22 protein-coding genes are annotated in these 22,655 nt (G+C 61.2%); 18 read left to right on the plus strand and 4 right to left on the minus strand.

Going from position 1 to position 22,655, the window contains the following annotated elements; all coding sequences use genetic code 11:
- Positions 1-4 precede the first annotated feature (4 nt).
- Complete coding sequence (locus tag ACIK7D_RS12410) at positions 5-1,036, plus strand: ABC transporter substrate-binding protein (RefSeq protein WP_400156447.1); 1,032 nt, start codon at positions 5-7, stop codon at positions 1,034-1,036.
- Positions 1,033-2,211 carry an acyl-CoA dehydrogenase family protein gene (locus ACIK7D_RS12415; protein WP_400156448.1) on the plus strand — a complete coding sequence of 393 codons (1,179 nt, stop codon included), beginning with the start codon at positions 1,033-1,035 and terminating at the stop codon, positions 2,209-2,211. Before ACIK7D_RS12410 ends, ACIK7D_RS12415 begins: the two co-directional genes overlap by 4 nt.
- A gap of 54 nt (positions 2,212-2,265) precedes the next feature.
- On the opposite strand, the gene ACIK7D_RS12420 is transcribed toward ACIK7D_RS12415, so the two are convergent.
- The gene (locus tag ACIK7D_RS12420; protein ID WP_400156449.1) at positions 2,266-3,336 is read right to left on the minus strand and encodes an LLM class flavin-dependent oxidoreductase; all 1,071 of its coding nucleotides are present in this window, start codon (positions 3,334-3,336) and stop codon (positions 2,266-2,268) included.
- A 399-nt stretch (positions 3,337-3,735) separates the two neighbouring features.
- Between ACIK7D_RS12420 and ACIK7D_RS12425 the strand changes: the two genes are divergently transcribed.
- The 5 genes from ACIK7D_RS12425 (at position 3,736) to ACIK7D_RS12445 (ending at position 7,791) form a co-directional block, all read left to right on the plus strand.
- Positions 3,736-4,338 carry an alpha/beta hydrolase gene (locus ACIK7D_RS12425; protein WP_400156450.1) on the plus strand — a complete coding sequence of 201 codons (603 nt, stop codon included), beginning with the start codon at positions 3,736-3,738 and terminating at the stop codon, positions 4,336-4,338.
- Positions 4,339-4,525: 187 nt separating this feature from the next.
- Complete coding sequence (locus ACIK7D_RS12430) at positions 4,526-4,723, plus strand: hypothetical protein (RefSeq protein ID WP_003524684.1); 198 nt, start codon at positions 4,526-4,528, stop codon at positions 4,721-4,723.
- Positions 4,724-4,891: 168 nt separating this feature from the next.
- On the plus strand, positions 4,892-6,061 hold the full coding sequence (gene ssuD / locus ACIK7D_RS12435) for an FMNH2-dependent alkanesulfonate monooxygenase (RefSeq protein ID WP_174023095.1): 1,170 nt from the start codon (positions 4,892-4,894) through the stop codon (positions 6,059-6,061).
- 189 nt (positions 6,062-6,250) lie between these two features.
- Positions 6,251-6,796, plus strand: a complete 546-nt coding sequence (locus ACIK7D_RS12440; RefSeq protein WP_080819231.1) for a flavin reductase family protein — start codon at positions 6,251-6,253, stop codon at positions 6,794-6,796.
- Positions 6,797-6,846: 50 nt separating this feature from the next.
- Positions 6,847-7,791 carry an acyl-CoA dehydrogenase family protein gene (locus ACIK7D_RS12445; protein ID WP_400156451.1) on the plus strand — a complete coding sequence of 315 codons (945 nt, stop codon included), beginning with the start codon at positions 6,847-6,849 and terminating at the stop codon, positions 7,789-7,791.
- A 31-nt stretch (positions 7,792-7,822) separates the two neighbouring features.
- Here ACIK7D_RS12445 and ACIK7D_RS12450 read toward each other — a convergent pair whose 3' ends face one another.
- Entirely contained in the window at positions 7,823-8,272 is a 450-nt protein-coding gene (locus tag ACIK7D_RS12450; protein ID WP_059753414.1) for an Rrf2 family transcriptional regulator, read from the minus strand.
- Positions 8,273-8,574: 302 nt separating this feature from the next.
- On the opposite strand from ACIK7D_RS12450, the gene ACIK7D_RS12455 reads away from it, so the two are divergent.
- The 7 genes from ACIK7D_RS12455 (at position 8,575) to ACIK7D_RS12485 (ending at position 16,651) form a co-directional block, all read left to right on the plus strand.
- Positions 8,575-9,579, plus strand: coding sequence for an LLM class flavin-dependent oxidoreductase (locus ACIK7D_RS12455; protein ID WP_400156452.1), 1,005 nt, complete (start codon positions 8,575-8,577; stop codon positions 9,577-9,579).
- A 22-nt stretch (positions 9,580-9,601) separates the two neighbouring features.
- Positions 9,602-10,942 carry an LLM class flavin-dependent oxidoreductase gene (locus ACIK7D_RS12460; RefSeq protein WP_196380572.1) on the plus strand — a complete coding sequence of 447 codons (1,341 nt, stop codon included), beginning with the start codon at positions 9,602-9,604 and terminating at the stop codon, positions 10,940-10,942.
- A gap of 82 nt (positions 10,943-11,024) precedes the next feature.
- Positions 11,025-12,212: a M20 aminoacylase family protein gene (locus tag ACIK7D_RS12465; protein WP_400156453.1), complete on the plus strand. Its 1,188-nt coding sequence runs from the start codon at positions 11,025-11,027 to the stop codon at positions 12,210-12,212.
- Between the two features lie 21 nt (positions 12,213-12,233).
- Positions 12,234-12,791, plus strand: coding sequence for a GNAT family N-acetyltransferase (locus ACIK7D_RS12470; protein ID WP_400156454.1), 558 nt, complete (start codon positions 12,234-12,236; stop codon positions 12,789-12,791).
- Between the two features lie 13 nt (positions 12,792-12,804).
- Positions 12,805-14,610 (plus strand): amino acid ABC transporter permease/ATP-binding protein, encoded by a 1,806-nt coding sequence (locus ACIK7D_RS12475; protein ID WP_400156455.1) that lies wholly within the window; start codon positions 12,805-12,807, stop codon positions 14,608-14,610.
- A 23-nt stretch (positions 14,611-14,633) separates the two neighbouring features.
- Positions 14,634-15,572 (plus strand): ABC transporter substrate-binding protein, encoded by a 939-nt coding sequence (locus ACIK7D_RS12480; protein WP_400156456.1) that lies wholly within the window; start codon positions 14,634-14,636, stop codon positions 15,570-15,572.
- 143 nt (positions 15,573-15,715) lie between these two features.
- The gene (locus ACIK7D_RS12485) at positions 15,716-16,651 is read left to right on the plus strand and encodes an ABC transporter substrate-binding protein (RefSeq protein WP_400156457.1); all 936 of its coding nucleotides are present in this window, start codon (positions 15,716-15,718) and stop codon (positions 16,649-16,651) included.
- 67 nt (positions 16,652-16,718) lie between these two features.
- Here ACIK7D_RS12485 and ACIK7D_RS12490 read toward each other — a convergent pair whose 3' ends face one another.
- Positions 16,719-17,642, minus strand: coding sequence for a LysR substrate-binding domain-containing protein (locus tag ACIK7D_RS12490; protein WP_400156458.1), 924 nt, complete (start codon positions 17,640-17,642; stop codon positions 16,719-16,721).
- A gap of 113 nt (positions 17,643-17,755) precedes the next feature.
- On the opposite strand from ACIK7D_RS12490, the gene ACIK7D_RS12495 reads away from it, so the two are divergent.
- From ACIK7D_RS12495 to ACIK7D_RS12505, 3 genes are read left to right on the plus strand one after another with little or no spacing between them, the layout of a single operon-like run.
- Complete coding sequence (locus ACIK7D_RS12495; RefSeq protein ID WP_400156459.1) at positions 17,756-18,067, plus strand: (2Fe-2S)-binding protein; 312 nt, start codon at positions 17,756-17,758, stop codon at positions 18,065-18,067.
- A complete protein-coding gene (locus ACIK7D_RS12500; RefSeq protein ID WP_400156460.1) occupies positions 18,046-19,428 on the plus strand; it encodes an FAD-dependent oxidoreductase in 1,383 nt (460 codons plus the stop codon). The genes ACIK7D_RS12495 and ACIK7D_RS12500 overlap by 22 nt, the downstream gene beginning before the upstream one ends.
- The gene (locus ACIK7D_RS12505; RefSeq protein ID WP_400156461.1) at positions 19,421-20,572 is read left to right on the plus strand and encodes an NAD(P)/FAD-dependent oxidoreductase; all 1,152 of its coding nucleotides are present in this window, start codon (positions 19,421-19,423) and stop codon (positions 20,570-20,572) included. The genes ACIK7D_RS12500 and ACIK7D_RS12505 overlap by 8 nt, the downstream gene beginning before the upstream one ends.
- Before the next feature lie 7 nt (positions 20,573-20,579).
- On the opposite strand, the gene ACIK7D_RS12510 is transcribed toward ACIK7D_RS12505, so the two are convergent.
- A complete protein-coding gene (locus ACIK7D_RS12510) occupies positions 20,580-21,905 on the minus strand; it encodes an NAD(P)/FAD-dependent oxidoreductase (RefSeq protein ID WP_400156462.1) in 1,326 nt (441 codons plus the stop codon).
- 230 nt (positions 21,906-22,135) lie between these two features.
- Between ACIK7D_RS12510 and ACIK7D_RS12515 the strand changes: the two genes are divergently transcribed.
- A complete protein-coding gene (locus ACIK7D_RS12515; RefSeq protein ID WP_003506856.1) occupies positions 22,136-22,612 on the plus strand; it encodes an Lrp/AsnC family transcriptional regulator in 477 nt (158 codons plus the stop codon).
- Positions 22,613-22,655: the final 43 nt, after the last annotated feature.

Here is a 22,655-nt window from a genome sequence, read left to right on the forward strand (position 1 = left end):
AGCCATGAGCACGTCACTTTCTGAAATCTGGTACACACGCTGCCCGGTGCCCACGCCCGTGGGACTGGCGGCGCAGCTCGGTTATCTCGGGCAGACCTTCGAGGAGGTGGGGATATCGCTGAAATCCATCATCGATTCGCCGGATCGCTCGGTTCGCCAAAGCCATTTCAACCACACGCTGGAATGGTCCTTCCGCCACGGCGGCAATGTGCCGCCCATCCGCGCCCGCTCGGAAGGGCGCAATACGCGCCTCATCGGGGTGACGTGGACGGATGAGTTTCAGGCAATCATCACCCTGCCGGAAACCGGTATCCGCTCTGTTGCCGATCTTGTCGGTCGCCGTTTCGGCGTTCCGCGCAGGCCGGAAGGCATTGTCGATTTCATGCGGGCTACGGCGCTGAAGGGCATCGTTTCGGCGCTTTCGCTGGAAGGGCTGAAGGTCGAGGATGTCGAGATCAAGGACATCGTCATCAAGGATTCGGTGCTGGCCTCGCAGGAAGGGCCGTCGCTGTTCGGCCTGAAGCGCCGGCAATCCTTCGGTGAGGAAATCATCGCGCTGCTGCGGGGCGAGGTCGATGCTATTTTCGTCAAGGGAACGGCCGGTATTGCCGCTGCGAACCTGATCGGTGCGGTGCAGGTGGCGGAGTTCGGTTTTCACCCCGACCCGAAGATACGCATCAATTCCGGTTCTCCCCGCGTATTGACGGTCGACGGACGGCTTGCCGATGAGCGCCCCGATCTGGTGCAGCGGCTGGTTGACGCCATCGCCCGGGCCTCGCTCTGGGCAGAACAGCACCCGGAAGAGACGCGCCGTTTCATCGCGCGCGAGGCCGGCGCGACGGAGGAGCAGGTTCTGGCCGCCAATGGCGCTGAGGTTCACCGCCATCTCGGTCTCGGCCTCGATGCCGACCTTGTCGGCGCCGTCGACCATTACAAGGACTTCCTGCATCAATGGGGCTTCCTTGAAAACGACTTCGATCTTGGCGACTGGATCGATGACCGTTTCGTCACGCCAAATGAAAGGGCGGTGGCATGAGCGTTGCACTTTCCGCCGTTGCGACCGCACCGGCGCAGCGGCCAGATCCCGTCGCCGTTGCAACCGCGCTGGCCGGGGATTTCAGCCTGACCGCAGCGGACCACGACAAAAGCGGCGAATTCGCCGCCGGTAATTTCGAGGCGCTTTTCAAGTCAGGCCTGCTGGGTCTCGTCACGGCTGAAAAGGATGGCGGCTGGGGCGAAGGCATGGAAACGGCCCATGCCGTCATTACGGCCATCGCCAGGGGCGATCCGTCGACCGCCCTCATCCTCGCCATGCATTACAGCGTTCATGCCGCGATCCGGCGCGGCAGGTGGCCGGCAGCACTTGCGGCAAGGGTACTGGCCGCCAATAGCAGGGAGCCGGCGCTCCTCAACAATGCGCAGGCGGAGCCGGGTGTCGGTTCGCCGGCCCATGGCGGCCTGCCGGAAACGACGGCGCGGATGGAGGGCGATTTTTGGGTGGTCAATGGCCGCAAGAGCTTCGTCACCGGCCTGCCGGGCCTGAAATGGGCAATCGTGCTTGCCGTGACGACGGAAGAGACGCCGCGTCTCATCCAGCTTCTGGTTCCTCTCGGTGCGGCTGGCATCGCTCAGGAAAAAGCATGGGAGGCGACCGGCATGTACGCCACAGCCAGCCATGATCTGGTGCTGGAAGATGTGAAGGTGCCGCTTGCCGATATCGTCGCCGAACAGCCGGCGGATGAGCCGCTGCGGCGCGATGAAGCGGATGGTTATAATTTCTTCGTGCTGCTGGCTTCCGTCTATCACGGTGTCGCGCTTTCGGCGCGGGACGATCTGTTGCGCCATCTGAATGGCCATGTTCCGGCAAGTCTTGGCGCACCGCTGTCCTCCATCCCCCGCATTCAGGAAGGTCTCGGCCAGATCGAGGTGCTGCTGGCGGCGAACCGACGCCTCCTTCTCTCCGTCGCCCGCGATGTGGATGCGGGGGAGCGGGTGGGAACCGATGCGCTGGCCGTTCGCCATGTGGTCATCGACAATGCGGTGGCGGTGACGGATCTGGCGCTGGAGCTTGGCGGCAATCGCGGCCTGCGCCGGGATTACGACCTTGAGCGCCATCACCGCGATGCCATCACGGCAAGGGCGCATGCGCCGCAGAGCCATATGATCCGAACGATTCTCGGCCGTCAGAGCATCAAGGCGGCGGGCGGTTGAAAGCAAAAGGGCGGCCTTGTCCGAGGCGGGTCGCCCATGTTCAAGCCACGCCCCTCAATCCCGCAGCAGCGGCAGCAAGCTCTCGCCCTGCCGCTCGATTTCCTTGAGATAGGGCGTGTCGGAAAGCACGAAATGGCTGATGCCCAGCGCACGGTATTTGCGCAGCGACGCGGCGACATCTTCCGCCGAACCGACAAGCCATGTGGTTCCCGCCCCGCCGCCGCCGAATTTGCCCGGCGCGGTATAGAGATTGTCGTCCAGCACGTCGCTCTGACGGTGCAAATCCAGCAGGCGGCGCTGGCCGACAGCTACGGCCTGAAGATGGTCGTTCCAGCGTACCCCATTGTTTGCGGCCATTTCGGCAACTTTTGCTTCCGCATCGCGCCATGCCTCGGCTGTGGTGTTTCGCACCAGCGTGGTGATCCGCAGGCCGAATTGCAGCGGCGGGAGATCGCGGCCGAGCTTTTCGCTGAAGTGCCTGAGCCGCTCGATCCTTTCGCGCACGCCGGCGAGCGGTTCTCCCCAGAAAAGCTGCACATCGGCCTCGGTTGCGGCAACCTGCTCGGCCGCTTCGGAAGCGCCGCCGAAATAGAGTTTGGGATGCGGCCGGCCTTCGCGTGCGGCGATGCGCGGCGAAACCGTGGAGTTTGCCACCCGGAAATGATCGCCATTAAAAGTGACGTTTTCCTCGGTCCAGAGCCGCCGCACCAGCCGCATGAATTCTTTCGTGCGGGCATAACGCTGCGCCTGATCGCCTTCTTCATCGCCATAGGCGGCAAGCTCATCCCTGCCGGAAACGATGTTGATCCGAACTCGACCGCCGGAAAGCTGGTCGAGCGTGGCGGCAGCGGATGCGAGGTTGGCCGGCTTCCAGTAGCCGGGACGGATAGCGATCAGCGGCTCGAATGTGGTTGTACGCGCCGCAAGCGCCGTCGCCACCGTAAATGTATCCGGACGTCCCCAGCCGGTGCCGATCAGCGCGCCCTTCCAGCCATGGGTTTCAAGCGCTTTGGCATGGCTCGTCAATGTATCGAGACTATTGTGGTTTTCGCTGACGGCGTCGCCCCGGTGACCGGGTTTGACGTCATTGGGGATGTACCAGAGAAATTCGCTCGTGCTGCTCACATTATCCGCCTGAATTTTCGTTTTATGGTGCGGTGGGTGGCCCTGCTGACGTTTGGCCTTCACCGCTTGTGGCTCCCGGGAGGCGCAAGCCTCCGCAGGTGCGAGAATGGCAAAGCGGCGGCGGCCCGGCGAAGCAGCGACGTTTCTTTTGTCGTGCGGCGGAGGAAAAGCTTTCCGTCTGGAAAGCCTATATTGCACATATTTTCTATATAAAAAATTTGAGGAAATGATTCCCTCTGATCGACATTATCTGCATCGTTGAGAACGCATTTTCTGCATGATTGAAATTGAATGGATCGATTTTTCGCGAGGCTTCGAAAGGTGAGCAAGGCAATAGTCGACGGAAATCGCGAAATTCACCATGCTTGCGACATACCGCCCACAACCCATGGAGCAGGCATGTGTACCACCTTGATTGTCCCTGGCCTGAATGGTTCGGATGAAGGACATTGGCAGCGGCACTGGTTGCTGGATGATCCCGACTCGCAGCTGGTCGATCAGGACAATTGGCAATGCCCTGTTCTCGAGGACTGGCTTGATCGTCTCGAGGCCGCGCTGGAGACAGTCGAAAGCGCTTATGTCGTCGCCCACAGCCTCGGTTGCCTGCTGGTGGCGAATATGGCGTCTCGCCCCTCGGCCGCCAAGATAAAGGGCGCGCTTCTGGTCGCACCCGCTCATCTCGATCACGTGGAGGCGATGCATCCCTGTATCGTCCGGTTCGGTGCGTTTCCGCTGCAACCGCTTGCTTTCCCCAGCCTCGTCGTGGGCAGCATGAACGATCCCTATATGGATTGCGAAGAGCTCGCGCACAGTGCGAGCCTGTGGGGGAGCGATCTCATCAATCTCGGCGCCGTCGGACATATCAATATTGCCAGCGGCTACGGACGATGGCCTGAGGGTTATGCTCTTCTCGAGCGGTTGAAGGCGGAGGGCGCATCGGCAAAGGCGGTGGCCGGATCGAGATTGCGTAGATTGAAAGCCCTGGGCGAAGCACATTTTTGAGGAAATGACTGATCGTTCAGTTCCGTGCCCGATTATCGGCGGCCGGAAACGGATTTTTTCCCACCGCCGCAACCTTAGTCCACATTTGCCGGTGATCCTCCAATTATAGAATAGTAATTTTATGGAAAATATTGACGATTTCGGACAGTCGCCCGAGGATAAGGGGAGTTGAGCAAAGGAGGCGCACATGCCGCAGGGACTTCATGCGTTTACTTTCGATCTGTTCGGTTTGACCCGGCGTCAGCCGCGGGAAGAGGAACAGGTTAGCCTTCATCCTCTGGATCATTCCGGACGCATCAGGCAGGAGAAAAGCGATCTCGAACTCGAACGGGAAGAGATCTGCGAAATGAACTTTGCGATGCTCGGCCTTTATCCGGTCTTCTGACGACCATCAGCGAGGGTTCCTTTTCCCTTCGCAGCGCGGTTTGTCCGGGAGAGAAACTCTCCTCGCCGGATGGAAATTGGAACAAAATTTCTTAAACGCGCCGGGGAATTGGCTACCCTTTTATCATCAAGCGCATTGCCCGAGGGCAGATTGCAAAGGGACCTGCCGATGAGCACATCCGATAAACCACTCGATTTTCTGTGGTTCATACCCACCTCAGGCGATGGCAGCTATCTCGGCTCGGATGATCTTTCGCGTCCTGCCGATCCCGGCTATTTTCGGGAAATAGCCCAGGCCGCCGATCGGCTCGGTTATTCGGGCGTGCTCATCCCCACCGGTGTCGCCTGCGAAGAATCCTTCATCCTTGCGGCCAATCTCGCCGCCTATACCGAGAAGCTGAAATTCCTCGTCGCCATCCGTCCGGGCGTCGCTTCGCCCGCTTATTATGCGCGGCTTGCTTCGACGCTCGATCGCGTTTCCCATGGCCGGCTGCTTCTCAACATCGTGGTTGGCGGCAGTGCGCAGGAATTGGCCGGTGACGGCATTTTCCTGCCGCATGACGAGCGTTACGATCACGCCGATGAGTTCTTCCAGGTTTTCAATTCGCTGATCGAAACCGGCAAGGGGAGCCTCGACGGCAAATATATCAAGGCAGTGGACGCAAGACTCGGCCTGCCGCCGGTGCAGGAACCGCGCCCGCCGCTTTATTTCGGCGGCTCTTCAGATGCCGGCATCGAGTTTTCCGCCGGTATCACCGACAAATATCTCACCTGGGGCGAACCGCCGGCGCAGGTGGCGGAAAAGATCGCCAAGGTGCGCGCCGCCGCCGCCAAAAAGGGGCGCAAGGTTACCTTCGGCATCCGCTTGCATTTCATCGTGCGTGAAACCGATGAGGAAGCATGGGCCGATGCGGAGCGGCTGATCTCGAAGCTCTCCGACGAAACCATCGCATCCGCTCAGGAAGTCTTCTCCAGGGCTTCGGATTCCGTCGGGCAAGCGAGAATGCAGGCACTGCACAATGGCCGGCGCGACCGGCTGGAAGTCTCTCCGAATTTGTGGGCGGGCATCGGTCTCGTCCGTTCGGGTGCGGGCACGGCCCTGGTCGGTTCGCCGAAGACGGTGGCGGCGCGGCTCAGGGAATATCAGGCGCTGGGCATCGATACCGTCATCGCCTCGGGTTATCCGCATCTGGAGGAAGCCTATCGGCTATCCGAACTGCTGTTTCCGGAAATCGGGCTCGGCGGACCCCGCAACCAGATACGATCTTCTTTCGGCGCGAAACAGGTTTTCGGTGGCGGCGGTCATGGCGGCAACGTCAAGCTGGTGTCCGGATCCTGATTCTTCGACGGGAGGCAACCTGTGCCTCCCACCTTTTCGGCAGATATCCTTCCAGCGGGACGAAGTCAGGCGGTAGCACATAAAACATTATTTCTATAGAATATTATCATTATGGAAAACGATGTCTATTTCACCCCCCGCTGCCGCTGCTAGCTATTGAACAATTCAGCTGTTTTCAGGAGCGACCCGATGACATTGCAATATGCGGCCAAGGATCAACAATTCATCAACCTCCGCGACCCGGTCGCCGGCAAGGCGGCGGATGCCGAAAGCCTCAAGGCGGCGCTGAGAACGCTGGGCGGCGGCGTCAGCGTGATTACGGCGGGTGAGGGTGACGAGCGAACGGGCGCGACCGTGACCTCGGCCACCGCTTTGTCGGTCGATCCGCCGCGCATTCTGGTGGCGCTCAACCGATCCTCATCCACATGGCCGGTGGTGCAGCGTTTCGGTCATCTCGCCGTCAACATCGTCGGGGCGAACCACCAGTTCGTCGCCAATCAGTTTGCCGGCATCGGCGGCCTGAAGGGCCCGGACCGGTATCGCGGTGCGGAATGGACGCGGCTGTCGAGCGGTGCGCCCATTCTCGAAGATGCAGTTGCCGCGATCGATTGCACCATTGAAGAGACGATCGAACGGCACAGCCATGTCATCGTCATCGGCAAGGTTGAAGCGATCCGCATCGGCTCCGGCCATTCGCTGCTCTATCAAAACGGGCGTTATCATTCTCTGGACTGAGCGTCGGTCGTTCGGCGCTTTCACTTTGTCATTCTTTGAGGGAGTTGAGCATGGGATCCGTCACGCCTCTCGGCGAAAGACTTCGTTTCGTTCCTCCACGCCTCGGCGCGGATGTCGATGTGCTGACCGTTGCCCGGACGATCGCCGAAAACTGCGCCGTTGAAAGTCCCGGGCAAATTCATGCGCGGATCGCCCGTTCCGGTCTTCTTGCTCTTTCCGTTCCAACGGAACTGGGCGGGACGGACATCACCAATGATGTTCTCTCGCAGGCGCTCGCCATCATTTCCGCAGCCGATGCGGCGGCGGCGCATGATCTCGTCGAACATTTCACCGCGCTTGAATTCATCAGGAATGCGGGTAGCGAAGACCAGCGCAAGGCGCTCTTCGCCCGTCTCGATCTTGGCGAGACCTTCGCATTGGCGATATCTGCCGCGGATCTGGATCAGGCGGTTACGGTGACGGAAGACGACTACGCCCTGCGGCTTCCCCATGACGTTGCGGGGGCGGTGAGGGGCGACGCGGACTGGATTGTGGTGCCGGCCGTCAACACGGCCGGGCAGCCTTTGCTTGTCGTTCTGCGCAACCGCCCCAATACGTCATGGGAAGGTCTGTTACGCGCCGATCAGGTGGTGTTCCTGGCTCAGGGTGCCGGAAATCTGGCCGTTTCCGTTTCTACCCTTTTGAAAGCCGCCGTGGCTCTGGGGCAGAAGCAGCGGGAGCTTTCGGCGCTGCTGATCAACAGGCTGGCCGGCGATGGCGCGGCGCGGCCCGTGATAGGCGAAATATTTCTCGCCATCGAGCTCCTGAAGGCGCAGATATCCAGCCTTGCGGCCAATATCGATGCGGCGCAGGTGGGAGCGGAAAACGTCACCTTTCGCTCGGTTCGCAACAATGCCATCACGCTTGAAATCCTGATGGCGCGCCTCGGTCTTGTCGAAGGCGTCAGTGAAGCCGGGCTGATCGCGTCGCTGGACGACGATCTGCGCAGGCAATAGGCAAAGCTCGAATGAAGGGCCGTGCGGAATCCTACTCGCCGGCCGGAATGGAGCGGGCGTTCTGCCCGTCCTTGGCCACGAATTGTGCAAGCGTCATATTGTCCAGAATGGTTGCGATGGCGTCACGCACGTCCGTCATCGAAACCCTGACCTGACAGGTCTCCGGATCATCGCAGTCGTCGCAGGCTTCAAAGGCCGTGCGGCTTGCACAGCGGATGGGGGCCAGGGGGCCGTCCAGCGTGCGGATGACCTGCCCGATCATGATTTCCGATGGCATTTTCGACAGCGAATAACCGCCATTCGGGCCCTTCTTGGAGCGCAGAATGCCGCTATTGCGCAGCTCCAGAAGAATAGTGTCCAGGAATTTTTTCGGGATATTGTTGCGGGTTGCAATTTCGGTCACGAAGGCGGTCTCGCCCTGGGGCAACCGCGCCAGATCGACAAGAGCCTTTAATCCGTATTTGCCTTTTTTGGTCAACATCGCATGATCCGAAAAGAGAGTCGGCACGTTTTGCAGCGCCGGGCCATATTATTCCTAACTTACTAAGTAGTTTTTAGCGAATTCCGGCGCAAGCCCGTTTCGTCCGGGTTTGGCGCGGAAAACGGCCTGTTGCAGCCTTTTTGGGCCATTCCTTCGGCTCTATCGATGGCTTTGCCAGGGCCGGTTCTCGAAAACATCACTGAAAACAATATTTTCTCTGATCGCGCTGCAACGTGGAACGATCATCCTTTATTAGAATATAAAATCGGTAGACAAAGTATGCATCAAAGACACGCGAGGTGATGATGTATACGCTCAGTTTGCTGGACAAGAGCCCGGTTCCGAAGGGTGAGGACGCGGCGAGTGCGTTCCGCGACACGATCAATCTTGCCAGACGCGCCGAAGAGCTGGGCTACCGCCGTTTCTGGGTGGCCGAACATCACAATTCGCCGGAGCTTGCCGGTTCCGCGCCGGAAGCGCTGGTTGCGTGGATATTGGCGAAGACCTCCCACATTCGCGTCGGCTCGGGCGGCGTCATGTTGCAGCACTATAGCCCTTACAAGGTCGCCGAGGTTTTCAACGTGCTGTCGTCGCTCGCGCCCGGCCGGGTCGATCTCGGCATCGGCAAGACGCCGGGCGGATTGCCGCTGGCGACGTCAGCCTTGCAGCAGGCCTATGATCCCGCCCGTAAACCGGATTTCGAAACGACTTTCGGTGAACTTACCACGTTTTTGTCCGGCGCCGCGCCGCAGGGTCACGCGCAGGCCGGACTGCAGGCGACACCTGCGCCGCCGGTCGCTGCGGAACGATTTCTGCTCGGCGCCAGCCCCGAAAGCGCAAGGCTTGCGGCTTCAAGAGGATGGAATTTCGTTTTTGCCGGCCATCTCAATGGCGATGCGGAGGTTCTTCGCCGCAGCCTCTCGGCATTCCGGGAAGAAAGCGGCGGAAGCGCTCCGATCCTTGCCCTGTCGGCTTTTGCGGCCAGCGACCCTGCCCATGCCGCGAGACAGGTGGAAGGTCAGCGCATCTACCGGGTATTCCTCAGCGACGGCAGGGCGTTCAACCTCGGCCGGCGTGAACAGGCGGAGGAATTCGCCCGCCAGTCCGGCGATACCGATTACCGCATCGAAGAGCGCAAGCCCAACGTCCTGCATGGCGGGCCGGAGGATATTCACAAGGCGCTTCGTGCGCTTTCCGAAGAGCACGGCATCGAGGAATTCATCATCGAGCCGCCGCATGTCGGTGCCGATCAGCGGCTTGCCTCGATAGAACTGCTTGCCACGCATCGCCTTTCCCGGGCGGCGTAATTTTCTCTGAGGAGGGAATGACATGACGAGAAAGAAAATCCGTTTCGGCATCATGCTTCAGGGGCCCGGCGGGCACATGAATGCCTGGCGGCACCCCAAAAGCCCGGTGGATGCCAGCGTCAATTTCGACTTCTTCAGGAAGACCGCGCTGAAGGCGGAAGCGGCGGGCATCGCCTTCGCTTTCGTGGCGGACGGGCTCTATATCAATGACAAGTCGATCCCGCATTTCCTCAACCGGTTCGAGCCGCTGACGATCCTTTCGGCGCTCGCCTCCGTGACCTCGAAGATCGGTCTCGCCGGTACGGTTTCGACCTCCTATAGCGACCCCTTCACCATTGCCCGCCAGTTCGCCTCGCTCGATCTCCTGAGCGGCGGCCGCGCCGGGTGGAATGCGGTCACGACACCGCTCGAAGGTACGGCGAAGAATTACAGCCGCAACCACCCCGAACATGCGCTGCGTTACGAGATTGCCGACGAATATCTCGAAGTGATCAAGGGCCTGTGGGATAGCTGGGACGATGACGCTTTCCTGCGCAACCGCGAGACGGGACAGTTCTTCGACCGCGCCAAACTCCATACGCTTGGCCATAAGGGCCGTTTCTTCCAGGTGGAGGGCCCGCTCAATATCCAGCGTTCGCCGCAGGGGCAGCCGGTCGTATTTCAGGCCGGCTCCTCCGATGCCGGCATCGGTCTTGCGGGCAAACATGCGGATGCCGTCTTCACCAATTCCGCTTCGCTGGAGGAAAACCAGACTTTCCTCAAGCGTGTGAAACAGAGCGCCGTCGCGCAGGGCAGGTCCGCTGCCGATGTGAAGATTTTCCCCGGCATCGGCCCGATTGTCGGCGAGACGCAGGAGGAAGCGGAGGCGAAATACGACGTCATCCGCAACCTCATCACCATCGAGGATGCGCTGGCCTATCTCGGCCGTTTCTTCGATCATCATGATTTCAGCGTCTATCCGCTGGATGAGCCTTTCCCCGAACTCGGCGAGATCGGCAAGAACAGTTTCCGCTCCACGACCGACCGCATCAAGCGGCGGGCCAAGGAAAAGAACCAGACGCTGCGCGAGGCGGCGCTGGAGGCAGCGACCCCGCGTGAAGGTTTCATCGGTACGCCGGACAAGGTGGCCGACGAAATCATCCGCTGGGTGGAGCACGATGCGGCCGATGGCTTCATTCTGGGCTTCCCGGTTATTGCCGAGGGACTGGACGATTTCATCCGCCTCGTCATCCCGGTGCTGCAACGGCGCGGTTATTTCGATCCGCATCTGGAAGGGGCGACGCTGCGCGACCATCTCGGCCTGCCTTTCAGGGAAAGCGTCTATTCCCGCCGCGAAAACGGGTCGGACAAGGCAATCGCCTGAGCTTGCAGCCGGGCGGAGACGATTGCCGCCCGGTGCAGATTTCAAGACGCGGCGCGTAGCGAGCCGCGCAGGAGACAGAACCATGAATATCCGCATTGACGGCGCGCGTCCGCAGGACGACGCCGAACGGGGAATCCTTGCCTTCATCGATGAGAGCATCGCCATCCGGCATGATCTCCACCGGCATCCCGAGCTTTCCCTCAAGGAAAAACACACGGCGGCGCTCATTGCCCGCTATCTCTTGTCGTTCGGATATGAGGTGACGGAAGGTGTCGGCGGCCACGGCGTTGTCGCCACGTTGAAACGCGGTCATGGCGACAAGCGCGTCGGCATTCGCGCCGATATCGACGCCCTGCCGATTATCGAGGAAACCGGCCTTGCCTATGCCAGCCAGACGCAGGGCGTCATGCATGCCTGCGGTCACGATGGCCATACGACGATCCTGCTTGCCGCCGCCCGGTATCTTGCCGAAACATCCAGTTTTTCCGGCACGCTGACGCTGATCTTCCAGCCGGCCGAGGAGATCGGCGCCGGGGCAAGGGCGATGATAAAGGACCGGCTTTTCGAGCGGTTTCCGGTCGATGCCGTCTTCGGGCTGCATAATTGGCCGGGTGTCGACACCGGGCAGTTCGGCTTCGTCGAAGGCCCCGCCATGGCCTCCGTTGATAAGGCGAAGGTGCGGATTGTCGGCAAGGGCGGGCATGGCGCCGCGCCGCATGAGACGGTCGATCCGGTTCTCGCCTCGGCAAGCTTCGTCACCGCCCTGCAGAGCATCGTTTCGCGCAATGTCGATCCGCGCGAGATGGCGGTGCTGACGGTCGGCTCCATCCACGGAGGAACCGCCTCCAACGTCATTCCCGAAAGCGTCGAGCTTCAGATCACCGCCCGGGCTTTTTCGCCTGCCGTGCGTGACAGGCTGGAGGAGCGGCTTCCGGCGCTGGCCAAAGCGCAGGCCGAAAGCTTTGGCGCGAAGGCCGAGGTCGCCTATTCCCGTGGTTTCCCGCCGGTCATCAATCACACCCCTCAGACGGTCTTCGCCCGCGATGTCGCCAAACGGCATTTCGCCGCCGGGCAGATCGCCGAAGCGTTCCAGCCGCGCACGGCGAGCGAGGATTTCGCCTTCATGCTGCAGGAGCGGCCCGGCTCTTATCTCTTCGTCGGCAATGGCGACAGCGCGCCGCTGCACAGCCCTCACTACGATTTCAACGATGCGATCATCGCGCCGGCAGCACGCTTCTGGGTGCGGCTGGCGGAAGCCTATCTCTCCTGACGCGAAAATTAGGACAAGGACATGAGCGACAGTTTTTTCTACACATCGGTCAAGGATCTGCTTGCAACCCCGCTTCTGGAGGAGTTGCTGTTCGAATATGACAGCCGTTACGGCACGTTCTTCAATGCGGAAGGGGCCAAGGCGGAGCTGAACAAATATCCGCCGGAAGCCTTCAGCCCGCCATCGGGCAATTTCCTGCTGCTCCTGCGTGACGGCAAAGCGATCGCCGGCGGCGCCTTCATGCGCTACGACGACGAAACGGCTGAATTCAAGCGGGTCTGGACCCATTCCGCCCATCGCCGGCAAGGGCTTGCGAAAATCGTGCTGCGGGAACTGGAGCAGCAGGCGATCCGGCAGGGTTACGCCCGCGTTTATCTGACCACCGGCTTCCGCCAGCCGGAAGCGGTCGGCCTTTATCTCACCAATGGTTATCGCGCTTTGTTCGATACCGCGGCCGATCCCGAGACGATCCGGTCGTTGCCCTTCGAAAAATGGCTGTCCGAACCCGCACCCGCCTCGGTTCCGGGTGGAGCGCCGATAGCGGCTGTCCGGCCGCAACCCTCTTCCGCCCATCCGTGAAAGGCTTTTTCCGATGACGATAGCCTCTGATTTTCCGCATGTCGCCGTGAGCGACAAGAAGAGTGAACCGATCACGGGCGGTTACTCCCATTTCCGCATCGTTCCGGCCCGCTACCCGCTGCGGACGGTGGGCACGGTTTTCTCCGTCCTCATCATTGCCGCCGTCGTGCATTCCGTTTTCGGCAACCCGCGCTGGGGCTGGGATGTGTTTGCCGAATGGTTCTTCGCCGAACCGGTGCTGGTCGGTCTCGGTCGGACGCTGCTCCTGACCGCGCTCGGTGCGTTGTTTGGTTTTGTGTTCGGAACCCTGCTGGCCCTTGCCCGCGTTTCCCGTTCGCCGCTGCTGGTCGCCGTCTCCTGGACCTATATCTGGATTTTTCGCTCCATTCCGCTGATCGTGCTTTTGCTGATCCTCAATAATCTCGGCTATCTCTATGAAACCGTGACAATCGGCGTGCCCTATACCGGCATCAATTTCTTCAGCTGGAATACGACACAGCTGATGACGCCCTTTGCAGCGGCCGTTTTGGGGCTGACGCTCAATCAGGCCGCCTTCGCCTCCGAAATCGTTCGCGGCGGAATCCTGTCAGTCGATCAGGGTCAGCTTGAAGCTGCCGCCGCGCTCGGACTTCCGCGCAGGCGGCAGGCGTCCCGCATCGTTCTGCCGCAGGCGATGCGCTCGATCCTGCCCACGGCTTTCAACGATATTATCGGCCTCGCAAAGGGCACGTCGCAGGTCTATATCCTCGCGCTGCCGGAGCTGTTCTATACGATCCAGATCATCTATCGCCGCAATCTGGAAGTGATCCCGCTGCTGATGGTCGCCACCGTATGGTATCTGGTGATCCTGACTGCGCTTTCGATCATTCAGCACCACATCGAGCGGCACTTTTCGCGCGGTGCGCTGCGCAATCCGCCGCCCTCGCTGTTTGCCACGCTCTATCGCACCTTTCTGCCGCGCAAGCCTTTGCCGGAAGCGGTGGAGACGCCAGCGCCCGCCATTGAAAGACCTGAACGACCGGCCGCTGCCAGGACGGAAAGTTTCCAGCTCGGCAATCGTGGCGGTTCGGTCAATATCCACGGCGTTTCCAAGTCCTTCGGAACACTGAAGGTGCTGGACGATGTCACGCTCTCCATTCCGGCAGGCAGCGTCACCACCATTCTCGGCCAGTCGGGCTCCGGCAAGTCCACCTTGCTGCGCTCCATCAATCATCTGGAGCGCGTCGATGACGGTTTCATCGCCATAGACGGGGAACTGGTCGGCTATCGTCAAAAGGACGACACGCTTTATGAACTGAAGGAACGGGAAATCCTCAAGCGCCGCGCTGAAGTGGGCATGGTGTTCCAGAGCTTCAACCTGTTCCCGCATCTGACCGCGCTTGAAAACATCATCGAAGCGCCCATCGCCGTTCGAGGCATTTCGAAAGAACAGGCGGAAGCCGAGGCGCGCGATCTTCTGGCCCGCGTCGGTCTGGCCGAAAAGGCAGGCGCTTATCCCCGCCAGCTTTCCGGCGGGCAGCAGCAGCGTGTGGCGATTGCCCGGGCTCTGGCGCTGCGACCGAAGGTGCTGCTCTTCGACGAGCCGACATCCGCGCTCGACCCGGAGCTGGTCAATGAGGTGCTGGATGTCATCAAGGAGCTGGCCCGCTCCGGCGTCACCCTCATCATCGTTACCCACGAAATCGGCTTTGCCCGCGAGGTCTCCGACAGGGTCGTCTTCATGGAACAGGGCCGCGTTCTCGAAACGGGCACGCCGGAGAAGGTGTTCAACAAGCCGGACCATCCGCGCACGGCCGAATTTCTCGCGAAAGTTCTCTAATCAACAACAAAGGAAACACTCACATGGCATTTTCATGGAAATTATTGTCCCTGCTTGCCGGCGGTCTTTTCACCGCCACCGCTGCGCTCATTCCGGCCGCGCATGCGCAGGAGGTCGACCTGTCGCCCGAGCAGAAGGGGCGGGTGCGCGTCGAAAAGGTGCAAGAGGCAATCAAGCTTCTGCCCGCCGGCCACAAATTCATCGCCGACGGAAAGCTGACGGTCGCGACCGTTCCCTTCCGCCTGCCGCTGGTGGATTATGCAAGCGACACGAAAACGCCGATCGGCGTGGAGCCGGATATCGCCCAGCTGGTCGCAGACAGCCTCGGCCTCGAGCTGCAGCTTGTTCCCATCGCCTGGGCGGACTGGCCGCTCGGTCTTGCATCCGGCAAATATGACGCCGTTACTTCCAACATCACGGTGACGGAAGCCCGCAAGGAAAAGTTCGATTTTTCCAGCTACCGCAACGATCTGCTCGGCTTCTACGTCGGCAATAACAGCAAGGTCACATCAATCGGCAAGCCGGAGGATGTCGCAGGGCTGAAGGTCATCGTCGGGGCGGCCACCAATCAGGAGCAGATCCTGCTGAAATGGATCAAGGACAACAAGTCGAAGGGGCTGGCCGATACCGAGGTGCAATATTATGACGATCAGGCCGTGCTTGACGTCGCCCTGCAATCCGGCCGCGCGGATGCCTATCTCGGCCCCAACGCGACCTCCGCCTTTCAGGCGGCAAGCCAGAAGAAGACGAAGCTTGTCGGCACCTTCTCCGGCGGCTGGCCGGAAGCGGCCGAGATCGCCGTCGCTTCGAAAAAGGACGCAGGCATAGCCGAGGCCATCACCGCCGCGCTGAACGCCCAGATCAAGAACGGCAATTACGGCAAGGTTCTCGCCCGCTGGAATCTCGGTTCCGAGGCCATCACCGAATCCCGCACCAATCCGCCCGGCCTGCCCAAGAGCTGAGGCCAGATTTTCCAAAGGCTGAGTTGCCAAAAGCTGAGTTGCCAAAAAGCTGAGTTGAAGGTGGGACATCACTCAGCCGGTAGCGCGGGCATCCTCCCGTCCGCGCTACCTCCGTCCCGCAATTATTCTATCGGGAAACCACAATGACCTTCACCTCTCGTTTCGCCACGGCCACGCTCGGCGTCTTTCTCTCCATCGCCGGTCTTGGGTCGGCTTTCGCAACCGATGTCTTCGACCTCTCGCCGGATCAGCCCGGCCGCATCCGGGTTGAGAAAGACCCCGGCGCAATTGCCGCTGTTCCCAAGGATTTCAAATTCGTTTCGCCGGGCAAACTCACCGTCGCGGTCGCACCCGGCGGACCGCCGCTCGCGACCTATGCGACGGATGCAAAAACGGTAGTCGGTGCAGATCCCGATTATGCGCTTGCGGTGGCTGACAGCCTCGGCCTGGAGCTGGAACTGGTGGCGGTCGCCTGGGCGGACTGGCCGCTGGGGCTCGCCTCCGGCAAATACGATGCGGTGATCTCGAATGTGGGCGTTACCGAGCAGCGCAAGGAAAAGTTCGATTTCTCCACCTATCGTCAGGGCCTGCACGGATTTTTCGTCAAGGCAGACAGCGGCATAACCGCCATCCGCGAGCCGAAGAATGCGGCGGGCCTGAGGATAATCGTCGGCGCCGGCACCAATCAGGAGCGCATTCTGCTGAAATGGAGTGACGAAAACGTCGCCGCCGGATTGAAGCCGATCGAGCTGCAATATTACGATGATGAAGCGACCCGGCTTGTGGCGCTTTCAGCGGGGCGGGCGGATGTGATCGTCCAGCCGCATGCGCAGCTGGTCTTCATCGCCGCGCGCGACAAGACCATCAAGCGTGTCGGGACCCTTTCCGCCGGCTGGCCGGAACGTTCCGATGTCGCCATCACCACCCGCAAGGGATCGGGACTGGCCGATGCGCTGACGCTTGCCACCAACGACCTGATCAAGAGCGGCGCTTACGCGAAGATTCTGGATCGCTGGCAGCTATCGGAAGAAGCCCTGCCGGAATCGCGGACCAACCCTCCCGGCCTGCCGAAAAGCTGACCGGTCGAACATATGCGGCGGACTGCAATACCCGCAGGCTCAGGCCTTGCGGGTATTGTTTTGTCCGTCAATTCTGTGCGGGAAGGGCGCGGAAAAGCTTTCGCAATTCACCGACGAAGGGTTTGAAGAAACGCGAGAGCGGCCGGGCCGTGTTGGTGGAAACGGCGACATTCATCGTTACTTCAGGCATGAACGGGCGCACCGTCACCCCCTCGAAACTGTTCCAGCGCACCAGACCGTCGACAAGGGCGATGCCGATGCCGCCGCGTACCAGCGGCACGGCACCGACCGATGAGGTGACCTGCACCGAAACGTCACGCACAAGCCCGTCGCGTTCGAAGGCTTCATTAAGCTGCGGGCCGATCTCGTCCGCATGGTTGCCATAGGAAATCAGCGGCCTGCCGGCGAGGTCGCGAGGCGTCACCGTCATCATTTCGGCGAGAGCGTCATCATGCCGCATCACTGCCACGACCGGTACGGAGGCGAGAATTTCGCTACGCACCGTCGGCGCCTGAATGGTGGAGAGCGTTACTGCAAAATCGATGTCGCCCAGCAGCAATTGTTCGGCAATCTCTTTTTTGGGCAGGGCGTTGAGGTGGATTTTGACGGTCGGATGCGCCTGCCGGAAGGCAAGCAGCGCCTCGGGCAGCACGGAATAGGTGACCGGCAGGCTGGCGCCGATGCGCAGAAGGCCGAGCTTGCGCTCGCCGATGGTGCGCGTCAGCTTTTTCAGAACTTCAAGTTCGCGAAAAACCCGGTCGGCATCCTCATAGATCAGATGCGCTTCCATCGTCGGCACCAGCCGCCCGCCAATGCGCTCGAACAGCTTGTAACCCAGTTGGCTTTCCAGATGGTGCAGCACCTTGCTGACGCCGGGCTGGGAAACGGCAAGCGAATTGGCGGCCGCCGTCACGGAGCCGTCGCGCATGATGGCGCGGAAAATTTCAAGCTGTCGGGCGTTCATGGAAACCTCCGGCGTCATCTCTTCCATAACCCAAGGTTCTGTTCAAGCGACCATTTGCGATTGGCGGCAAACCTTCTGCCGTGGAAATCTGTGAAGGTGCAGGAGAGGTGCCTGCGAAGGTTTCGGGAAAGGAAACGCGGATGCTGGCGAGATTCAGGCGCATCGCCGAAGAGCGACGCGCGGCTTGCGCAGTCCTGATCGACGGCATGCCGGTCGAGGCGCTGGAGGGAGACACAGTGCTGACGGTGCTGATGCTGTCGCGCGGCTTTGCCCGTTTGTCCGAGTTCGCCGATGGCAAGCGGGCGGGGTTCTGTCTGATGGGCGCCTGTCAGGATTGCTGGGTGTGGACGGGCGAAGGCGAGCGGCTGCGCGCCTGTTCCACCGCCGTACTCCCGGGCATGGATATCAGAACCGAGGTTCCGGAGGGGTTATGGCAGATTTGCGCATCGTGATCGTGGGCGCCGGCCCCGCCGGTACGCGTGCCGCCGAGACGCTGGTGCGGGCGGGGCTCCGCCCCGTCGTCATTGATGAGGGAGATCGCAGCGGCGGCCAGATCTATCGCCGCCAGCCGCAGAATTTCCGGCGTTCCTATGCGGCCCTTTATGGCACGGAAGCGGACAAGGCGAAGGCTTTGCACGAGACATTCGACAGGCTTTCGGACCATATCGATTACCGGCCGCAGACCCTGGCATGGGCAATCCGTGACAATCGCATTCATATTCAGCGGGGGGAGACATCCGAAGCTCTGGATTTCGATGCCCTTTTCATCGCATCGGGTGCGACCGACCGCATCATGCCTTTGCCGGGCTGGACGAGACCGGGTTGTTTTTCTCTCGGTGCCGCACAGATATCGCTGAAGGCGCAGGCCTGCGCGATAGGGCGGCGGGTGGTTTTCATGGGCACGGGACCGCTGCTCTATCTCGTGGCTTATCAATATATGAAGGCAAGCGCGGCGCCCGTGGCAGTGCTGGATACCACGCCGTTTTCCACGCAGATCAAGGGTCTGCCGGGGATGATGGCGCGGCCGTCGCAGCTCCTCAAGGGCATGCGGCTTGTTGCTGCGCTGTTTGCGGGCGGGGTAAGGATTGAGCGAGGCATTGTGCCGATAGAGATTATCGGTGACGGCGAGAGCGGCGTGACCGGCATTCGCTACCGGGATGCGTCCGGTGAGGAAAAGCGCCTCGCCTGCGATGCGGTCGGCATGGGTTATCATCTGCGGGCGGAAAGCCAGCTTGCTGATCTTGCCGGATGTCGCTTTTCCTTTCATCCGTCGATCCGGCAATGGTTGCCGGATGTGGACGATATGGGGCGCAGTTCTGTGCCGAATGTCTATCTCGCGGGCGATGGCGTGCGTATTCTCGGTGCAGACGGTGCGGAAGCCTCCGGCCGGCTTGCCGCCTTCGCGCTCCTTGAGGATCAGGGTTTGAAGCCATCCCGCGCGGAGATCGGCCGCTGCCGGAAGCAATTGAGAGCTGCGAGGCGCTTTGCGCAGGGAATGGCCCGGGCCTTCCCCTGGCCACACCAGTTGGCGCAGGCGCTTGCCGACGACACGATCATCTGCCGCTGCGAGGTTGTGACGGCGGGAGAGCTGCGCGCGAGCGTCACCGGCAAGGGCGCAACGGAAGTCAATCGCTCGAAAGCCTTCTCGCGGGCCGGCATGGGCCGGTGCCAGGGGCGGTTTTGCGGGCAGGCGGGACAGGAGATTGTCGCCGCCGCCTCTGGTCTGCCGGTGGAATCGGCGGGACGGCTGCGCGGGCAGGCGCCGGTAAAACCGCTGCCGCTGACGATTGTGAGGGGAGACGATGATGCGTAACGCGCTTGCGGAGGCGGATGTCATTATTGTCGGCGGCGGCATTGTCGGAACCGCCACGGCGTTTTTCCTGCGGCAACGGGGCGTCAGCGTCATTCTGCTGGAGCGTTTTCTTGTCGGCCAGCAGGCGAGCGGCACCAATTTTGGCAATGTCCGCCGTCAGGGCCGTTATCTCGGGCAGCTTCCGCTCGCCAACAGATCGCGGGATATCTGGAGCCGCATCCCGCAACTGACCGGCGCGGATGTGGAATTCATGCCCGTCGGCCATATCCGGTTTCTCTGGACGGAAGAACAGATCGCCACGGTCGAGAAATACCGCGACGATGCCGCGCAATATGGTCTGGAGTTGCATATCCTCCCGCGCGAGGTCATCCGGCAGAAATTCCCCTTCATCGGACCGGAGGCGGTTGCCGGATCATGGTCGCCGCATGATGGTCACGCCAATCCGCGCCTCGTCGCGCCCGCCTTTGCCCGTGCGGCGCGGCGGGATGGCGCAACGATCGTGGAAAATTGCGAGGTTCTGGCCATCCAAAAGGCCGGCGAGGATTTCCGGGTGGCGACGGCGGAAGGAGATTATCGCGCGCCCGTGGTGCTGGTCGCCAGCGGCGCATGGGGCGGCGGGTTTGCCGGCGCTTTGGGGGAGGCGGTGCCGCTGGAAGTGGCCGGCCCGCAAATGGGCGTGACGGAACCCTTGCCATGGTTCATTCACCCGGTCGTTGGCGTCTCCACCAAAATTCCCGGCGAAGTGATCTATATGCGGCAAATCCCGCGTGGAAATGTCATTTTCGGCGGGGTGAAACGATGCGCCGCCGCGCTGGATGAACGGCGGGCGAAATACGATCCCGCCGGGCTCGATGCCCAGCTGCGTCAGCTTCTGCGGCTGGCACCCGCCTTGCGCCATGCCCGGCTGATCCGCACCTGGTCCGGCGTGGAGGGCTATATGGCCGACGATCTGCCGGTCATGGGAGACAGTGCCGCGACCTGCGGCCTTTATTATGCCTTTGGCTTCAGCGGCCACGGTTTCCAGATCGGCCCGGGTGTCGGCGACGTGATGGCGGAGCTGATAGCGACCGGAAAGACCACGGCGCCGATTGCGGATTTTCACATCGGCCGTTTCCGCCGCGGTGAGCCTGTCGCATCCCACTAAGGGAGGGTCAGAAATCCGCGACCTTGCCCCAGGACGAATTCAGGAAACGGCTGGGGTGATAGGGTGCGGCATCGACGATCGGGTTCGAGCCCGTCACGATATCGGCGATCAGATGGCCGGCGCCCGGTCCGATGCCGAAACCGTGGCCGCTGAAACCGGCGGCGAGGATGAAGCCGGGCAATTCGCTTGTCTCGCCAATGGCGGGCACGCCATCGGGCGTACTGTCGATGAAACCGGCCCAGGCGGCGGAAATCTGCGTTTTGCCGAGGGCGGGCAGAAGCTCAAGCGCCCTTCTATGGGTCTCGCGGATGGCGGCGGCGTTGGGTTTCGGATCGAGAATACGAACCCGTTCCATCGGTGTCGGCGCATCAAGCCGCCAGCGTTTCAGCGTCTCGTGGCCGCCGCGAATGCCTTCCAGCCCGCCCGGCCGCAGGCTTCGCCAGCGCTTGAGGAACATCGGGATGAATTCACGGGCAAACCGCATCTGCTGCGCCGTCGGGTCGATGCGCCCCAGCCCGCTGATGGCGAGCGTGTAACCGCCGTCTTTTCTCTTCGTTGCCGAGACGGCGGCGGTGTGCAGCGCATCCGGCAGCCCTTCCGCACCCGGTGTGACGGAGAGGATGGAAGAGCGGACGGAGGCCTGCGGGAAACGAATGCCGAGCTGCCGGCAAAAGGACGACGCCCAGGCCCCGCCGGACATGATGGCGGTTTTGGTGCGGATCGTGCCTTTTTCGGTGACGACGGCGCTGACCCGGCCACCTTCCGTCTCAAGCCCGCGTGCGGCGCAATTCTGATGCACCGTGCCGCCCAGCTTGATGATGGCGCGCGCCACGGCGGGCGCCGCCATGGAAGGATCGGCCGTGCCGTCCGTCGGCGAAAATACGCCGCCCTTCCAGCGCTTTCCCGTGGATCGGCCGCGTTCGCTCGCTTCATCGGCGCTCAGCATATGGGTCGTTACGCCTGCGGTAATGGCAAAATCGCGCCAGCGCGCCCAGCCGGCAAGCTCGGCTTCATTGTGGCTCAGGTAAAACAGCCCGCAGCGGCGAAAACCCGTGTCTTCGCCGCTCTCTGCGCCAAACTCTTCCCAGAGCGCCAGGCTCTTGGTGGAAATCGGCAATTCGCGGGCGTCGCGGTTCTGCTGGCGGCACCAGCCCCAGTTGCGGCTGGATTGCTCCGCTCCGATCAGACCCTTTTCGACCAGCGCCACCTTCAGGCCGCGCCGGGCGAGATAATAGGCGGCGAAGACACCGACGATGCCGCCGCCGATAATGACGGCGTCTGCGGATGTCGGCAGTTCCGGCGATGTCGTGATCTGTTGCAGCGGGGCGGGCATGGTCGGACTCCTTATATTCGTCCTAATCTACCTCAGCCGGCGTGTAAACGCTGCCAGACTGGGCGTCTTGCCGGAATCTCCTGCTGTTGGGCGACGCCTCTGCAACTCTTTATGCTGCATCAAAAAAATATCCCCACGTCGACAGGGCTCGCCCATGTGGTAAGATTTCCTTTGCCGCGCCAGAATTTTATGCCGCGTCTTCAAAAAACAAAAAAGGGGTTCCGCACGTGATGAAACTTGACCGGATCGATATCAAGATCCTCTACGAATTGCAGAAAAACGGTCGCATCACCAATGTCGAGCTGGCGGAGCTTGTCAATCTGTCCCCCAGCCCTTGCCTGATGCGGGTGAAGAAGCTGCAGGCGGAAGGTTATATCGAGGGTTATTCGGCGCAGATCAACATCAACAAGCTCGGCCAGACGCTGACGGTGTTTACGGAAATCACGCTCAAGAACCATCGCCAGATCGATTTCGCCCGCTTCCTCGGCGTTGTCGAAAAGATCGACCAGGTAGTGGAATGCCACCTCGTTTCCGGCGGTTACGACTACCTGCTGAAATTCGTCACCTCTGGTATCGTCGAATATCAGTCGATCATGGAGCGGCTGACCGATATGGACGTGGGCATCGACAAATATTTCAGCTTCGTGGTGCTGAAATCGCCGATCATCAAGTCGCATATGCCGCTGACCAGCCTGTTTCCGCTGTGAGGTGGAGGGAGCGCCTCAGGCATCCGCAGAACCGATGGATTTG

The organism is Agrobacterium sp. P15N1-A, assembly GCF_044626815.1.
GTDB lineage: Bacteria > Pseudomonadota > Alphaproteobacteria > Rhizobiales > Rhizobiaceae > Agrobacterium > Agrobacterium leguminum.

Coding starts and splice junctions, on each gene's coding strand:
- ACIK7D_RS12430 (WP_003524684.1), top strand. CDS start 4,526: ATGCCGCAGGGACTTCATGCGTTTACTTTCGATCTGTTCGGTTTGACC.
- ACIK7D_RS12450 (WP_059753414.1), bottom strand. CDS start 8,272: ATGTTGACCAAAAAAGGCAAATACGGATTAAAGGCTCTTGTCGATCTG.
- ACIK7D_RS12415 (WP_400156448.1), top strand. CDS start 1,033: ATGAGCGTTGCACTTTCCGCCGTTGCGACCGCACCGGCGCAGCGGCCA.
- ACIK7D_RS12475 (WP_400156455.1), top strand. CDS start 12,805: ATGACGATAGCCTCTGATTTTCCGCATGTCGCCGTGAGCGACAAGAAG.
- ACIK7D_RS12465 (WP_400156453.1), top strand. CDS start 11,025: ATGAATATCCGCATTGACGGCGCGCGTCCGCAGGACGACGCCGAACGG.
- ACIK7D_RS12490 (WP_400156458.1), bottom strand. CDS start 17,642: ATGGAAGAGATGACGCCGGAGGTTTCCATGAACGCCCGACAGCTTGAA.
- ACIK7D_RS12425 (WP_400156450.1), top strand. CDS start 3,736: ATGTGTACCACCTTGATTGTCCCTGGCCTGAATGGTTCGGATGAAGGA.
- ACIK7D_RS12455 (WP_400156452.1), top strand. CDS start 8,575: ATGATGTATACGCTCAGTTTGCTGGACAAGAGCCCGGTTCCGAAGGGT.
- ACIK7D_RS12445 (WP_400156451.1), top strand. CDS start 6,847: ATGGGATCCGTCACGCCTCTCGGCGAAAGACTTCGTTTCGTTCCTCCA.
- ACIK7D_RS12485 (WP_400156457.1), top strand. CDS start 15,716: ATGACCTTCACCTCTCGTTTCGCCACGGCCACGCTCGGCGTCTTTCTC.
- ACIK7D_RS12460 (WP_196380572.1), top strand. CDS start 9,602: ATGACGAGAAAGAAAATCCGTTTCGGCATCATGCTTCAGGGGCCCGGC.
- ACIK7D_RS12505 (WP_400156461.1), top strand. CDS start 19,421: ATGCGTAACGCGCTTGCGGAGGCGGATGTCATTATTGTCGGCGGCGGC.
- ACIK7D_RS12470 (WP_400156454.1), top strand. CDS start 12,234: ATGAGCGACAGTTTTTTCTACACATCGGTCAAGGATCTGCTTGCAACC.
- ssuD (WP_174023095.1), top strand. CDS start 4,892: ATGAGCACATCCGATAAACCACTCGATTTTCTGTGGTTCATACCCACC.
- ACIK7D_RS12495 (WP_400156459.1), top strand. CDS start 17,756: ATGCTGGCGAGATTCAGGCGCATCGCCGAAGAGCGACGCGCGGCTTGC.
- ACIK7D_RS12480 (WP_400156456.1), top strand. CDS start 14,634: ATGGCATTTTCATGGAAATTATTGTCCCTGCTTGCCGGCGGTCTTTTC.
- ACIK7D_RS12500 (WP_400156460.1), top strand. CDS start 18,046: ATGGCAGATTTGCGCATCGTGATCGTGGGCGCCGGCCCCGCCGGTACG.
- ACIK7D_RS12515 (WP_003506856.1), top strand. CDS start 22,136: ATGAAACTTGACCGGATCGATATCAAGATCCTCTACGAATTGCAGAAA.
- ACIK7D_RS12410 (WP_400156447.1), top strand. CDS start 5: ATGAGCACGTCACTTTCTGAAATCTGGTACACACGCTGCCCGGTGCCC.
- ACIK7D_RS12440 (WP_080819231.1), top strand. CDS start 6,251: ATGACATTGCAATATGCGGCCAAGGATCAACAATTCATCAACCTCCGC.
- ACIK7D_RS12510 (WP_400156462.1), bottom strand. CDS start 21,905: ATGCCCGCCCCGCTGCAACAGATCACGACATCGCCGGAACTGCCGACA.